The 13,907-nt window shown below is 53.0% G+C and carries 13 protein-coding genes and 2 pseudogenes; 4 read left to right on the top strand and 11 right to left on the bottom strand.

Translation table 11 applies throughout. From position 1 onward, the window contains the following. Window positions 1-22: 22 nt before the first annotated feature. From eptB to H5P17_RS09910, 3 genes are all read right to left on the bottom strand, one after another. Window positions 23-1,717, bottom strand: a complete 1,695-nt coding sequence (gene eptB, locus H5P17_RS09920; RefSeq protein ID WP_182822645.1) for a kdo(2)-lipid A phosphoethanolamine 7''-transferase — start codon at window positions 1,715-1,717, stop codon at window positions 23-25. Window positions 1,718-1,943: 226 nt separating this feature from the next. After that, entirely contained in the window at window positions 1,944-2,369 is a 426-nt protein-coding gene (locus tag H5P17_RS09915) for an organic hydroperoxide resistance protein (RefSeq protein WP_004934114.1), read from the bottom strand. Window positions 2,370-2,527: 158 nt separating this feature from the next. Further along, window positions 2,528-2,992 (bottom strand): MarR family winged helix-turn-helix transcriptional regulator, encoded by a 465-nt coding sequence (locus H5P17_RS09910; RefSeq protein ID WP_020824719.1) that lies wholly within the window; start codon window positions 2,990-2,992, stop codon window positions 2,528-2,530. Window positions 2,993-3,104: 112 nt separating this feature from the next. Here H5P17_RS09910 and H5P17_RS09905 point away from each other — a divergent pair, with 112 nt between their 5' ends. Next, window positions 3,105-3,704, top strand: a complete 600-nt coding sequence (locus H5P17_RS09905) for an HD domain-containing protein (RefSeq protein WP_041415142.1) — start codon at window positions 3,105-3,107, stop codon at window positions 3,702-3,704. A 3-nt stretch (window positions 3,705-3,707) separates the two neighbouring features. Here H5P17_RS09905 and H5P17_RS09900 read toward each other — a convergent pair whose 3' ends face one another. The 4 genes from H5P17_RS09900 to H5P17_RS09885 form a co-directional block, all read right to left on the bottom strand. Continuing rightward, entirely contained in the window at window positions 3,708-5,102 is a 1,395-nt protein-coding gene (locus H5P17_RS09900; protein WP_182822643.1) for a carbohydrate porin, read from the bottom strand. A gap of 128 nt (window positions 5,103-5,230) precedes the next feature. Beyond that, a complete protein-coding gene (locus H5P17_RS09895; RefSeq protein ID WP_182822641.1) occupies window positions 5,231-6,634 on the bottom strand; it encodes a glycoside hydrolase family 1 protein in 1,404 nt (467 codons plus the stop codon). 14 nt (window positions 6,635-6,648) lie between these two features. Further along, window positions 6,649-8,511 carry a PTS beta-glucoside transporter subunit IIABC gene (gene bglF / locus H5P17_RS09890; protein WP_182822639.1) on the bottom strand — a complete coding sequence of 621 codons (1,863 nt, stop codon included), beginning with the start codon at window positions 8,509-8,511 and terminating at the stop codon, window positions 6,649-6,651. Between the two features lie 262 nt (window positions 8,512-8,773). Further along, on the bottom strand, window positions 8,774-9,532 hold the full coding sequence (locus H5P17_RS09885) for an SDR family NAD(P)-dependent oxidoreductase (protein WP_182822638.1): 759 nt from the start codon (window positions 9,530-9,532) through the stop codon (window positions 8,774-8,776). A 114-nt stretch (window positions 9,533-9,646) separates the two neighbouring features. On the opposite strand from H5P17_RS09885, the gene H5P17_RS09880 reads away from it, so the two are divergent. Together H5P17_RS09880 and H5P17_RS09875 are read left to right on the top strand one after the other, a co-directional pair. Next, the gene (locus H5P17_RS09880) at window positions 9,647-10,510 is read left to right on the top strand and encodes a LysR family transcriptional regulator (RefSeq protein ID WP_182822636.1); all 864 of its coding nucleotides are present in this window, start codon (window positions 9,647-9,649) and stop codon (window positions 10,508-10,510) included. A gap of 91 nt (window positions 10,511-10,601) precedes the next feature. Then, window positions 10,602-11,351: an NAD(P)-dependent oxidoreductase gene (locus H5P17_RS09875; RefSeq protein WP_182822634.1), complete on the top strand. Its 750-nt coding sequence runs from the start codon at window positions 10,602-10,604 to the stop codon at window positions 11,349-11,351. Here H5P17_RS09875 and H5P17_RS09870 read toward each other — a convergent pair. After that, a pseudogene (locus H5P17_RS09870) lies at window positions 11,348-11,590 on the bottom strand (alpha/beta hydrolase); the annotation flags it as partial. The gene H5P17_RS09875 and the pseudogene H5P17_RS09870 sit on opposite strands and share 4 nt — an antisense overlap. After that, window positions 11,578-11,802, bottom strand: coding sequence for a hypothetical protein (locus tag H5P17_RS09865; protein WP_182822783.1), 225 nt, complete (start codon window positions 11,800-11,802; stop codon window positions 11,578-11,580). The gene H5P17_RS09865 and the pseudogene H5P17_RS09870, both read right to left, overlap by 13 nt. Window positions 11,803-12,109: 307 nt before the next feature. On the opposite strand from H5P17_RS09865, the pseudogene H5P17_RS26635 reads away from it, so the two are divergent. Continuing rightward, window positions 12,110-12,208 (top strand): annotated as a pseudogene (locus tag H5P17_RS26635) (hypothetical protein); the annotation flags it as partial. Window positions 12,209-12,255: 47 nt separating this feature from the next. Here the strand turns inward: H5P17_RS26635 and H5P17_RS09860 are convergent. Further along, window positions 12,256-12,978, bottom strand: coding sequence for a retron Ec48 family effector membrane protein (locus H5P17_RS09860; protein ID WP_182822632.1), 723 nt, complete (start codon window positions 12,976-12,978; stop codon window positions 12,256-12,258). Beyond that, on the bottom strand, window positions 12,978-13,907 hold a 930-nt coding region (locus H5P17_RS09855; RefSeq protein ID WP_182822631.1), incomplete at its 5' end, for a reverse transcriptase family protein. The genes H5P17_RS09855 and H5P17_RS09860, both read right to left, overlap by 1 nt.

Raw genomic sequence — 13,907 nt, 5'->3', positions numbered from 1 at the left:
AGTGCGCCCGGTATTGAAGAGGTTACAGCCGTGCCGCCGGCGTTTTTTCCTGCGGCATATTACACCAGTTATTTTTCGCCACGATGCCGCCGTTCGGCGAGGTATAACCGAGGCAACCGAGAATGGTATCGAACAGCTCTACGTGACGATGGGTTTTGCCCACGCGCTGCTGGGCCTGCAGTTGCTCAAACGCGCCGCGATGCTGAGGATCTTCCAGGAATTTGTCAGATGCCCAGACCATCATTGGCACGCGGAACTGCTCCGGTGGTGCCATTTCACGCGGCGTACCGTGCAGGTGCGAATTCTCGCCTATCGATTCGCCGTGGTCAGACGAATAGAACACAATCGCCTTCTTCTCACGCACCTGATCAATCACGTTGGCGATAAAGGTGTCGGTATATAACACCGAGTTATCGAAAGCGTTGACCAATTGCTCTTTAGAACAGAAATTGTCGACGCCGGTACACTCCGGTTGGTAGCGGGCGTAGCTACGCGGATAACGCTGTGAATAGAGGTAATGCGAGCCTTTGGTGTGCAGGATCACCATGTGCTTGCCCTGCGGATAACGGGCCAGCGACTCCTTCATTTCGTCCACCAACAGCATATCGTCAACCGATTTACCGTCGTTGCGTTTCTCGGAGGCGATCATTTCACGGAACGAATAGTTGTTCACTTCGGTATTGTTGTAGAACCAGACTTCGCTCTGCATGGCGAACAGCTCCGAGGTGAAGCCCAAATCTTTCAGCACCGCAAACACGTTCTGCTCTTTCAACGTACGCTGCGGGTTGTCTGACGTACCGCCTTCCCGCACGAACATACAGCGCAAAGAAAGTTTGGTCGAGGTATCGCAGGATTCACCGCGGAACGCGACCAGATTTTTCTCTTTGGACAGCCGTGGCGTAGTGTCACGGTCGTAACCCAGTATCCCCATGTGATCCCAGCGCGTGGTTTCACCGATAATAAACACTACGTAGGTGTCATCGATATCGGCCGGCGGCACATAGGTAAAGTTCTTGGCCGGGTCAAACAAATTAGCCTGATCCTGGCTTTCGTCATAACGGGTATAGGCAAACAGACCCAGCGCCGACAGCCAGTTGGAAGGTAAATAGGAGTGCGCCACTACGCCACCGTAGCTTGGCAAATCCACATTGGTGATTTTTTCCTGCGCGCTCTGCTCGCTATCCAGCATGCGCAACGGCAACCAAACCAGCGCCACCACCGCCACCAGCACCGCCAGCGGTTTCACCCGGTGTCCTGGGGTTTTCAGCTGTTCGATCAGCGTGTAGCGCAGGTTGTTTTTCCAAATGCACAACAGCGGCAAGGCGCTGAGCACCAGCATCCACAGCACGAAGTGCATGCCGACCACTTCTTTTGACAGGTCGATATCCGTGGTCATGACCGAAACCACGATGCCGTAGCCAATCACCACGTTGAAGAACGTCATGTAATAGCTGGCGGCAACGGAAATCAGCACCAGTAACGAGGCGACAATGCGGTAAAACAGCCGACCGCCGAGCGAGACCAACCGCATAATAAAGAAGGTGAACAGCACGATAGCGATAACTTCCGTTACCGCAGAAATAACCTTAATCCCCTGAATGCCGTGCGAAAACGAATCAAAGCGACGATAGAAAACGGAAAGGTTTAAAAATATGCCGATATAAATCGCTAACAATAACGATAAATTCTGCTGTGAAAGCGATTTAACTTTGTTCATGTAACGCGGTGGCTCCGGGGGACGATAACAGTTCTGAATCAGTCAGACATTCAATGCGGCCTCAGGTTCAGCCGATCGGCAATAAGCGCTATTTTGGGGGTAATAATCAAGTGAATTCTCAAAAAATGAACATTTTTTTCATTTTCTGTGAGAAGTGCAAAGGCGGGGGCAGAACCAGATAAGGGAGGGGATAACCCCTCCACTTTTGCTAAACGTCAGCAAAAACTTACTTAACGTTCAGGGTGACATCAATATTGCCACGAGTGGCGTTGGAATAAGGGCAGACCACGTGGGCTTTTTTCACCAGGTCTTCCGCCACGCTGCGCTCGATACCCGGCAGGCTGATATCCAGCTGCACTTCAATACCGAAACCGTTGGGGATTTCACCGATGCCGACGGTGCCATCAATTTTGGCTTCGGCAGGAATTTTCACCTTTTCTTTCGCCGCAACAAACTTCAGCGCGCCGAGGAAACAGGCCGAGTAACCGGCAGCAAACAGCTGCTCCGGGTTGGTGACTTCACCGCCCGCGCCACCCATTTCTTTCGGCACGCCCAGTTTGACATCCAACACGCCGTCGGATGAGGTCGCACGGCCATCGCGGCCACCGGTTGCTGTGGCATGAGCGCGGTAAACAACTTTTTCAATCGACATAAATCATTCCTTCTTTTGGTTGGAGGCATCACATCGGATCCAATTGGCTGAACCCGATCACAGGTCTATCTTTCACGATTAAATCGTGCACTACTTAAATTATCCACTTACTTCAGTGTAGCGCAGGATCGCCGATCCTGCGTCTGGCACCCCGTTCGTCAAATCTGATCGATCAGCTTGCCGCGCAGCTTTTCGAGCTGCTGCTTGATATTAACGATTTCATCGAGGCTGCAATCGGTGGCGCACATCACCGCTTCCGGCACCGCCTGCGCTTTTTCACGCAGCGCGCGCCCGGCGTCAGTTAACGCGATGATCACCTGCCGCTCATCGGTCGTGGCGCGGTAACGCAACAACAGCCCTGCAGTCTCGAGCCGCTTCAACAGCGGCGTCAGCGTGGCGGAATCAAGAAACAGCCGCTCGCCGATGTCCGAAACCGTGATTTCGTCCCGCTCCCACAGCACCAGCATCACCAGGTACTGCGGGTAGGTGAGATCAAGCTGGCTCAGCAGTTTGCGATACACCTTGTGCAACGCCAGATTGGCGGAGTACAGGGCAAAACACATCTGCTGATCGAGCAGCAGCAGGTTTTTCGCTACCGGGTGTTCAGGGTTTTTACTTTTCATGTTTTGAATATAGATAGTGCACGATGTAATCGCAAGCTATTTTTTAATCGATATGCTACCTTTTTTAATGCAGGGGATGCCACAGCAGGGTGCTGTGCCGGAGGAAAAGGATATGACAACCACACTGGTAGAACGCGCACGCCGCTACGCCACCAAGGCGCATGCGGCAATCGACCAGCGCCGCAAATACACCAATGACCCCTACATCGTTCATCCGCAGGCGGTAATGGAAATCGTCAGCAGCGTGCCGCACAGCGAGGAAATGCTGGCTGCCGCCTGGCTGCACGACACGGTGGAGGACACGCCCACCACCCTCGGCGATATCGAAAGCCATTTTGGGCCAAAGGTGGCAGAACTGGTGGCAATGCTGACCAACGTCAGCGGCACCGGCGGCGGTAACCGCTTCGAACGCAAAAATCGCGATCGACGGCACAGCGCCAACGCTTCGCCGCAGGCCAAAACCATCAAACTGGCCGATCTGATCGACAACACCCGTTCACTGCTGGAATTCGACAGCCATTTTGCGCGCACTTATTTGATAGAAAAACAGCGTCTGCTGGAAGTGCTGACCGAAGGCGATCCGACGCTGTGGCGCCAGGCCAACCATATCGTCGAGCAGGGTCTGGAAAAGCTGCTGTTGCCGCCGCATAACGTCCCGGCAAGCTGGTTCGAACATGCACGCCAGCGTTACCGGGAAAGCGATGCGGCGTAATCCTCAGAAGGTCACTACGGTTTTCAACGCCGTCACCCAGGCATCCTGCGTTTCACTTACGCCCCCCGGATGATGCCAGTATTGTAGGCCCGGCTGCAGCTGCAGCCAGGGGGTGACGTTGAAGCGATAGTAGAGTTCTGCCGTCACGGAATGTCCTGGCACCGGGCGGAAATTAGGATCGTTATACGCGGTGGCGTTGTTGAGTTGATTCAGGTAACGCTGATTATCCCGGTAATGGTCGCTCAACTTGACCATGGAAACGCCCAGGCCCAGCCAATCGTCCGGACGCGCATCAAACAATCCACGGTAGCGGATACCGGTTGAGGTGGAGTAATGCATATAGTTGGAACGCGGATCCGCCAATCCCAGGCTGTAGAACAGGCTTAGACCCCGGTTGGCATCATCCGGATGACGCGTTAGCTGTTGGTTAAAACCGCTGTACAGGAACCAGGTGCGGTCATGGCTGCGATAGCCGTTCGGATCGCTCGCTCCCGGACCGCCGGAAACCCCCTCATACAAATCTGGTTGCCGGGCATTGGTGAACAACACTCCCAGGTTATAAACCCCCGGCAACTGATTGAACGCATGGGTTTTCAGCTCCAGTTCCATCGGCAGCAACAGGCCTTTACTGCCTTTGGTCGACCAGCTCCAGGCATGGCTGCGGCTTGGGGCGCTTGGGTTCTGCTCCATCAGGCCGGTTTTGAAGGTCAACCCGTCCGTCAGTTTGTATTGCAGCGTGGTGCCCCAGTAGTGGACGTTCCAGTTATACCAGGTCAATGAGTTGGCGGACTTGCCGCCGCATAGCGTCAGCGTCTGGAAATCGCAAGGAATGATCTGATCGAAATCCTGTACCTTGTTCATCATACCTATGCGCCATTGCAGCCGACGCTCAAGAAAACTGCGGCTAAAGGTCAGCCAGCCCAGCCGGGTGATCGACTGGCCGCCGTAGCTTTCCTGGGACAGGTCGGTCGGGTTGACGCGCGGATCCTGCAGGCGGTCGCGCGTCAGGTTGTTATCATGGTTGCGGTTAACGATATTGCCTTCAAGCGCCGCATCCGGAATGCCGGTCAACGCCTGCAGGTCCTGGCTGAAGGTCAGCGAGAACTGATCGATATAGGACGCCTGCCGGTCGTGGTTATATCCACCGCCGGCGTTATAGGAAAGCTGGCTGAGATAACCCAGATTATAATGGAAACCATGATCTTCGAGGATCGGTCTGATCCCCAGCATGTCGCCCAACAACCCGGGTTGTGGCGGTTCGAGCCCGAGCGCCACGCCTTGCCATTGGGGCGTTGGCGCCTCCACGTCTTTGGCGGTTTGCAAAGCTTCGGCCTGTGCGCCAACGCTGACCCACAATAATCCTGCGAAGGTTATTGAGTGAGGTAATGGGTATTTCATTATTATATTTCTCCGCATATTACGCTGACTGCGGGCAACAGCATTCCCTGGGCGAGAATTCCCCAAACATTGGCAGCAGTAGATAAAGGTCATGACCCGGTGATTGCCACCGGGTGAATGGGTAAAACTTAGGCTTTTTCTTTCAGTGAGTTACCGTTGCTTTTGATCACATCGCGATACCAGTAAAAACTCTTTTTACGATGGCGCTCCAGGCTCCCGTTACCGGCATCGTCGCGGTCGACATAAATAAAGCCGTAGCGTTTGGACATTTCGGCTTTAGAAGCGCTGACCAGATCGATCGGCCCCCAGCTGGTGTAGCCCATCACTTCTACGCCGTCGTCGATCGCTTCCGCCACCTGCACCAGATGATCGTTGAGATAATCGATACGGTAGTCGTCGTTGATACTGCCGTCGGCTTCGATACGGTCCTTGGCCCCCAACCCGTTCTCCACGATAAACAACGGCTTCTGATAGCGATCGTACAAGACGTTCAGCAGATAACGCAGGCCAACGGGGTCGATCTGCCAGCCCCACTCCGAACTGGCCAAATGCGGGTTAGGCACCATATTGAGAATGTTGGCGCGGGCGGCGTTGTTTTGCTGTTCGTCGGTGGTGACGCAGCCGCTCATGTAATAGCTGAAGGAGATAAAATCGATGGTCTCGCGCAGCGCCAGCCGGTCTTCGGCAGTGATCTCAATCTGGATGCCGTTTTCGCGGAAGTAGCGTTGCATATAGGCCGGATAGTCACCACGGGCCTGCACGTCACCAAAGAACAGCCAGTCGCGGTTCTGGCGCTGGGTCTCCAGCACGTCCTCCGGTCGGCAGCTCAGCGGATAGACAATACCGCCCAGCAGCATATTGCCGATTTTGCCGTCCGGCACGATTTCGTGGCAGGCTTTTACCGCCCTGGCGCTGGCCACCAGTTGATGATGAATGGCCTGGTAAATCTCGCTCTTGCTGCTGTCCTCTGCCAGGCCAACGCCGGTAAAGGGCGCATGCAGCGACATATTGATCTCGTTAAAGGTCAGCCAGTGCTTCACCTTGTGCTTGTAGCGCTCGAACACCGTGCGGGCGTAGCGTTCAAAAAAGCCGATGGTTTTGCGGCTGCCCCAGCCGCCGTAGCGTTTCACCAGCCCGTACGGCATCTCGTAGTGCGACAGCGTAATCAGCGGTTGAATGCCGTACTTCGCCATTTCGTCGAAAAATCGGTCATAGAACGCCAAACCCGCCTCGTTCGGCGTGTCCTCGTCGCCCTGCGGGAAAATCCGCGTCCAGGCGATGGAGGTGCGCAGGCATTTGAAGCCCATCTCCGCGAACAACGCGATATCCTGCGGGTAGCGATGGTAAAAGTCGATCGCCACGTCCTTGATGCCGCTGTCGCCGTCAACCCGTGGGACAATCGCGCCGAAAATGCCCTGCGGCTGCAAATCAGAGGTCGACAGCCCTTTGCCGTCGGTCTGATACGCCCCTTCCACCTGATTAGCCGCTACCGCACCGCCCCACAGAAAATGGTCTGGAAATTTGCTGCTCATGGTTTTCTCCTCGGTTAACGTAATAAAGTCAGCAGCGGTGCCTGCTCCCGCACCCTGCTCTCGCCACTGGCCAACACCTCGACGTAGTCATCGCTGTTGCTGATGATGATCGGCGTAGTGGTGTCAAAGCCGGCGGCGCGGATCGCCGCCTGGTCAAACTCAATCAGCAGATCGCCTGGCATAACCCGATCCCCCTCTCGCACATGGGCGCTGAAATGCAGCCCGTCGAGCTTGACGGTATCTATGCCGACGTGAATTAAAATCTCCGCGCCGTCGTCCGATTCAATGCCGATGGCGTGACGGGTTTTAAACAATGAGGCCACGTGCCCGGCGACCGGTGACACCACCCGGCCCTGCAGTGGGACGATCGCTACCCCTTTGCCCAATAAACCGCTGGCGAAAGTCGCGTCGTTTACCTGCTCCAGCGGCAACACGTCACCGGCAATGGGGCTGACGACGGACTGCTTGCGGTTAAGCGGGGCGGCAGGCGCCTGCTCGGCGACCACTTCAACGGGGACCACGCCGAACAGATAGCTGGCCACCGCCGCAAAGCAGAACGACAGCAAGGTACCGGCAATCGCGCCCCACACCGTGGCGTCAAAGCCACCGGCGGGAATAATCTGCGCAAAGGTGAAAACGTTCACCAGCCCAAAGGAATACGTGGCCGTGTGGAAATAGCCGATCACCGCTCCGCCCAGCGCACCACCGATACAGCCGAAAATAAACGGCCGCTTGTTCGGCAGGGTCACGCCATAAACGGCGGGCTCGGTGATACCAAAAATCCCTGCGCCGATAGCAGATCCCGCCAGCGCCCGGAGTTTGGCGTCGCGGATACGTAACATCACGCCCAGCGTGGCCCCCACCTGCCCCATCACGGCCGGCAGCAGCAGTGGCACCATGGTGTCGCGGCCAAGCACGCTCAGGTTATTGATCATCAAGGGAACCAGTCCCCAGTGCAGGCCGAAGATCACGCACACCTGCCACATCGCGCCCATAAAGGCACCGGCAATAATCGGGTTAAAGGCGTAGATACTCTGATAGCCGTTGGCCAGCAGATGGCTGAGCCAGGTGGCCGCCGGGCCGATCAGCAGGAAGGTCAGCGGGACGGTGATCACCAGGCACAGCAGCGGCGTAATAAAGTTGCGGACCGCGCTGTGGATCACCCGGTTAAACAGCGGCTCCAGGCGGCACGAAATCCAGGTGGCAAATATGATCGGAATGACCGACGAGCTGTAGTTGATAAAGGTCAGCGGGATACCGAAGAAATATTCCCGCACCGCATCGGGCTGCTGGGCGGCTTCAAACGCCGCCATCATCAGGGGGTGGGTCAAAGCACCGCCGATCGCCATGCTAATGAAGGGGTTACCGCCAAACTTTTTCCCAGCGGTGTAACCGAGCATGATGGGCAAAAAGTAAAACAGCGCATCACTGGCAGCAAACAGCATTTTAAAGGTGCCGCTGCTCTCCAGCAGCCAGCCGCAGGCCAGGCTCAATGCCAGGAAGCCTTTCAGGATCCCCGAAGCGGCCATTACCCCCAGCAGCGGAGTAAAAATGCCGGAGACCACGTCGATAAAGCGGCTGAACAGATTGTCTTTTTTGTCGCCATCTTCCGTCACCGCCTCACGCTCGCTCAGGCCGCCCACCTGATTGACCGCGTTGTAGACGTCGGCCACATGGTTGCCTACCACCACCTGAAACTGCCCGCCGCTTTCCACCACCATGATCACACCCGGATTTTTTTTCAGGGCGGCGGCGTCGGCACGGCGGCTGTCGCGCAGCTTGAAGCGTAGGCGAGTGGCGCAGTGCACCAGGCTTTTTACGTTGTCGCGGCCACCGACGCCGGCCAAAATCTCACTGGCTAATGCTTCATATTTCATCGCGATATCCTTCAATCCTGCGTTCTGCCAAATCCCATTCAGCGGTGGCCAATCGCCGCGACGGAATTCAGCGCAAAAAAAAACCTAAACCTCATGGCCTCTGGGCCCCAAAAGGGGACAGAAGCACGAGGTTTAGGTTTTGCCTGCCGGAGCAGTGACAACCCTAAATCGGCTGAGCTATGACGTTAACACCCGGCTTTTTGTCGAGGCAAGGGCTTGCGGCGGCAAATTACCGAACTGTGATCCGCCGTACAAAACGGCGTCAGTGAGCGAAATAGTGCATGCCACCGTCTACCGGGATCACTGCACCGGTGATATACCGCGCGAGCGGGGAACAAAGAAACGCGGCCAGATAAGCCATGTCTTCCGGCTCACCAAAATAGCCGATCGGGATGTTCTGTTCGATAAATGCCAGGCGCGCAGCGTCGGTCGGATGCAGCTTTTCACGCACCTGTTCGCTATTAATCCGCCCGGGCTGCAGCGTATTGACGGTAATGCCCTGCGCCGCCACCTCACCCGCCAGCCCCTTGGCCCACAGATGCAATGCGCCTTTAGCGGCAGTGGCGGCGTTCAAACTGCGTGGCTCCATCGACCCACTGATGTTGATAATCCGCCCCCATCCCTGCGCCTGCATGCCGGGCAGCAATGCATGGGTCACCCGACGCGCCGGCGTAAAGTTCAGGGCAAAGGCTTCTTCCCAGCCCGCGTCCCCTTCGTTCAATGCGGTCGGACGAGCGCCGCCGACGGCATTAATCACAATGTCTATGGTGCCAAAGCGTTGCACCACCTGCGCAAGCATACTGTCGAGCGCTCTCGTATCAGTGATGTCCGCCGCCATCACGCAGGGACGCACACTCCCATTTTTCTCGATCTCATCTGCCAGGGCCAGCAGGCGGTCTTCACGACGGGCGGTAGCCACCACGGTAACGCCCTGCGCCGCCAATACCCGAACCATACCCGCACCGATCCCTTCACTGGCGCCGGTCACCAGCGCGACGCGATCCTGCAGTTGCAAATTCATAAGATTACCTTATTGAATAATTCAATCTGGTTTCAAACATAACGGCATTGAATCACACCCCGCTCTGTGTGAATATTCCATAAATTCGCAACGATACTGTGCAGGAATTCACTGATGTTCGATTGGCAGGATTTAAAACACTTTGTGGTGCTGGCGCGTACCGGTTCATTGTCGGCAGCGGCGCGAGAAATGGGCTGCGACCATGCTACCGTGGGCCGTCGGGTCGCAGCGATGGAGAAAGCGCTCGGTCTGCGGCTAATCCTCCGCCTGCCACGCAGCACACCGCTGACACAGGATGGCAAAATGATTGCCGGGCTGGCTGCCGAGATTGAAAACCAAAGCCACGCCATTGTCCGTCATGCGCGCAGCGCCGGCGAGACACCGCAAACCCAGGTACGCATCAGTGCGCCACCGTCGGTTGCCGCACGGATTATCGCACCGCAAATTGCGCAGTTTCATCAGGATTTTCCGCATATTACGTTGATATTATCCGGCGAATCGGCCATCGCCGAATTGGATCGGGGCGATGCTGAAGTGGCGGTGCGCATGGTGCGACCGCAGCAACCGGATCTGCTGGTTCAGCGCATCGGCTTGATGCGCTACGCACTGTACGCCACACCTCAGCACGCAGCCCTGCCGGAAGCCGCACGGGCCTTTATCGCCTACGACCACCACTACCAACACCAGCCCCACCAGCAGTGGTTGCAGCTGCTGTTGCAGGGCCGCCCGGTGGTTTTTGAGGCCAGCGATCTGTTCTCGCTGCAAGAAGCCGCACGTTCGGGACTGGGGGCTGTAGTATTGCCGACATTTGTCGCCGATAGCGACCCGGAATTGGTGGTATTACCCACCGCCATCGCCGCGCCGACGCGCGAACTGTGGCTGGTCACCTACCCCGATCTGGCGCGGTCCGTTGCCGTACGCGCGGTGATGACTTTCCTGGCCGATATCATCGAAAAAAAATGCCCATTGGTGACATAAAACATCAGCCAAGCTAATTGATGCTGGACAAAAGTCACGCAGGGGATTATTACTGATCACCGCGTATTTGACTTTAGGGACTGCTGAGATCATGACTTTGCGTACTGAATTTGGACGAATTCTGATTACCGGCGCGGGCGGCCGGGTCGCCACCGCATTCCGCCAATCCGTCGGCAATCGCTATCAGCTGCGGCTGGCGGAAAGGGACGTCAGCCTGTTGCACAATCTGCAGCCGGACGACGAGATCATCAGCTTTGATATCGCCGATATCGAGGCCTGCCGGGCGGCCTGCGCCAATATCGATACCGTACTGCACCTGGCTGCCGATCCTTCCCCCGATGCCGACTTCTGCAATTCCTTGATGGATAACAATATCCTCGGCACCTTCAATATCTTTCGCGCGGCGAAAGACGCCGGTTGCAAACGCGTGGTGTTCGCCAGCAGCGCGCAGGCGGTGGAAGGCTATCCGTTGGATTACCAAATTCGGCCGCAGGACGCGCCCAAGCCGAAAAATCTGTACGGGGTCAGCAAAGCGTTTGGCGAGGGCATCGCTGCCTATTTTGCCCATCAGGAGGGGCTGTCTTCGCTGTCGGTACGCATCGCCAATTTCAACACGCTAGAGCCCGGCGAGCAGCTCAGCGCCCGTGATATGAGCGCTTTTCTCAGCCACCGCGACGCCGCCGATCTGCTTGAACGCTGCCTGCGCATTGAAGGCGTGCACCACGCGGTGGTACACGGCGTTTCCAACAACCGCTATAAGCGTCTGTCGCTGGAGGAAACCACCCGCCTGCTCGGCTACTGCCCGCAGGACGATGCGTTCAGCATCCTGGGGTTCGCCTAAAGCTTGTTATCGATACGCTGCAGCAGGTAGGGGAAAAACGGGTTGGAGGCGATACGCATCAGCGAATCAAGATCAACCACCAGCACTGAACGTTCGCCGCGTGCTGCCAGCGTGCCCAGGCTGATGCCGAATTCGCCGCGCTGAGCCGGGAACCGGCCATAAAGCGAATCGCTCACCGGGAATGGCAGCGCCACGTGCGACAGCGAATAGATATCCGCTGGATAGATCATGCCCAGCGGCTTATCGCCCCCGGCTTTACTGCGACTGCGCGCACGGCTAGTCGCGTTACCGCCGGCCAGTCGCGCCATTCAATATCGGTCAGTACCCCCGGCACCGTACCGTGCGCCGGCAGGCGAATACCTACCGCCACATACTCCTGCTGCCAGTAGTTCTCGGCGATATGCCGCAGGCTATAAGAGGGGATACAATTCTCACCTTCCAGACAGCTCAAAGCGTATACGAAGTCATTAATTTAAATTAATTAAAGCTACCACTCAGTCTGAGCTCGCTCCATAAAATTCAGTAGGGCCTAACTCTTTTGTATATAACTCAGGTTCGAGATAGAGCGCTATTCATATGCCGCTTAGTGATATCCAAATAAACGCGCTAAACCAGGCGGAAATTTTGACACTCCGTGATAGTTATGGGCCTCTTTGATCATAGAAACTTCTGGTGTGAATGGCTGGCGATTCATATATCGCTTAGCGGGTAACCTAAAATGATTTATTTTGGTGTCTACGGCCCAGTTCCGTTGACAGAATGAGCAGGGTTTTGATAGTGCCTGGATTGAAATACAACTTTCTTATATTGACAAGAACCCAATTCGCGGAACTTATAACCATGCGAAATATTTATAAAAATAACGTGATATGATCCAAGCGTATATAATTCATGCCAATGGAAATCAAATGTATTTTCTTGGAACTGAAGATAGTTCAATATCTATATTCGTAAAGGTGATATTTATACAATCAATTAAATCAAATATTTGCTCTTCAATTAGAATGAATTCATTTTTAGGGCCGGTGCTCATTTTTATGCCAATTACAGATATCTTATTTATTAGATCTATCTGATGATTGTTATATATATATCTTTCTCCTGAATTAGAGATCTTTTGGTTTGCACTATCAACAACACCTTTTATATCCGAAATTTTGATAGAATATTCATGTGAAACAGTTACATCTCCTGATTTAGAATTTGGGAACATTAAATTATACCATTTAAATAAATTTATTTTATCAGAAGACATAAACGTTCTTTTTGATATTTCAGCATTAACATATTCCCTGAACATATTAAGATGAGATATGTGATTCGTGAGACTATTATTTTTCAATCCCGATTTGTATGTCAGCAGGGCAACAATAATCCCGCCGATAGTTGCCACGAATGTTAACAACCAAGCAGTAAGCTGAAAAACCTTTATAACTTCATTATTTCTTAAAAAGAAATAACCAAGACAACTATTTGTAAAGCACAATTCTTTTTGAAATAGTTTTTCCGTGTATACTGTGCACGCAAAGGAAATACCACCTACGCAAAAACCTATTAAAAAAACCAATAAGAAAATTGTGATAAGAAGTTCAATATCAGGATCTAATCCTAGTTTTATCCTATACATTATGGCTTTACCCTTGCCAGTCGAATATTTAATTGTTCTGCAATTAATTTATATGCTTCGGTTCTTCTTAAGATGATTAAATTAAAAACCGTAATATTATATTTTCGTTCATATGTTCTTTTACCAGAAAAACCACTATTAAATGATGTTTCTAGTGACCTTACTGCTTTAGTTACTTTATCGACATCCAACAAAGAAGCTTTAGGTATAATTTTTCTTAACATCCCAAGATAAACCTTATGCTTATTATGCTCTAATCTTCCAAGTTTATTCACTCGACCAACGCATCTATTATACTCTAACCTATAGGCAACACTGGTTATAGAGTTGTTTTTTTTAGCCAACTTTTCTAGATTATGAACAGACGAGCGAATTCTACCAACTTCAGTTGAGGGTAATCTTGGGGTGCTAAACGATACTCTTAAACCGTGAACCTTCAGTGATTCAGTTGATATATTGTGAACCTTTGTTTTAACTTCATTAATAGGCAAATCTTTTACTGCCAACATATTTCTTATATGTTGCAAAATTTGCCCCATATCATAATCAACTATTTTTGAGGAAACTGTTATATCATCCACGAGACGTGTGTATACAAGGTTCTTTCTTTTAGCTCTTATAAAGACATCGCCCTCTAAGTCAAAAAGACACAAAGATGCTAAATAACTTGAGGTTAAAGCACCTTGAACTATTCCATCATGATAGCAGCATATATCAACTAAATAATCTAAAGCATCACCTTTAAATTTCAACACTCTCTTAAATATATCAATAACTATATCTTTATGAATGTTATCAAAAAAGCTTTTCATATCTACTTTGAGTATTGTTTTTGACTGGCAATGTTTTTTTGCGCAAGCTATATAATGTCTTTCAACTCCAGCTTTCTTTTCATCTTTATTAGTAGGAATGGATCCGTAGATATATTC

This window comes from Serratia sp. OS31 (genome assembly GCF_014164835.1).
GTDB classification, from domain to species: Bacteria; Pseudomonadota; Gammaproteobacteria; order Enterobacterales; family Enterobacteriaceae; genus Serratia; species Serratia liquefaciens_A.
Note: the sequence above shows the minus strand (reverse complement) of the source record. Positions and strands in the feature narration are given on the sequence as shown.

Excerpts from the sequence above, each read along its gene's own strand:
- H5P17_RS09895 (WP_182822641.1), bottom strand. The coding sequence starts at position 6,634 with ATGAGCAGCAAATTTCCAGACCATTTTCTGTGGGGCGGTGCGGTAGCG.
- bglF (WP_182822639.1), bottom strand. The coding sequence starts at position 8,511 with ATGAAATATGAAGCATTAGCCAGTGAGATTTTGGCCGGCGTCGGTGGC.
- H5P17_RS09875 (WP_182822634.1), top strand. The coding sequence starts at position 10,602 with ATGACTTTGCGTACTGAATTTGGACGAATTCTGATTACCGGCGCGGGC.
- H5P17_RS09860 (WP_182822632.1), bottom strand. The coding sequence starts at position 12,978 with ATGTATAGGATAAAACTAGGATTAGATCCTGATATTGAACTTCTTATC.
- eptB (WP_182822645.1), bottom strand. The coding sequence starts at position 1,717 with ATGAACAAAGTTAAATCGCTTTCACAGCAGAATTTATCGTTATTGTTA.
- H5P17_RS09900 (WP_182822643.1), bottom strand. The coding sequence starts at position 5,102 with ATGAAATACCCATTACCTCACTCAATAACCTTCGCAGGATTATTGTGG.
- H5P17_RS09905 (WP_041415142.1), top strand. The coding sequence starts at position 3,105 with ATGACAACCACACTGGTAGAACGCGCACGCCGCTACGCCACCAAGGCG.
- H5P17_RS09915 (WP_004934114.1), bottom strand. The coding sequence starts at position 2,369 with ATGTCGATTGAAAAAGTTGTTTACCGCGCTCATGCCACAGCAACCGGT.
- H5P17_RS09910 (WP_020824719.1), bottom strand. The coding sequence starts at position 2,992 with ATGAAAAGTAAAAACCCTGAACACCCGGTAGCGAAAAACCTGCTGCTG.
- H5P17_RS09880 (WP_182822636.1), top strand. The coding sequence starts at position 9,647 with ATGTTCGATTGGCAGGATTTAAAACACTTTGTGGTGCTGGCGCGTACC.
- H5P17_RS09885 (WP_182822638.1), bottom strand. The coding sequence starts at position 9,532 with ATGAATTTGCAACTGCAGGATCGCGTCGCGCTGGTGACCGGCGCCAGT.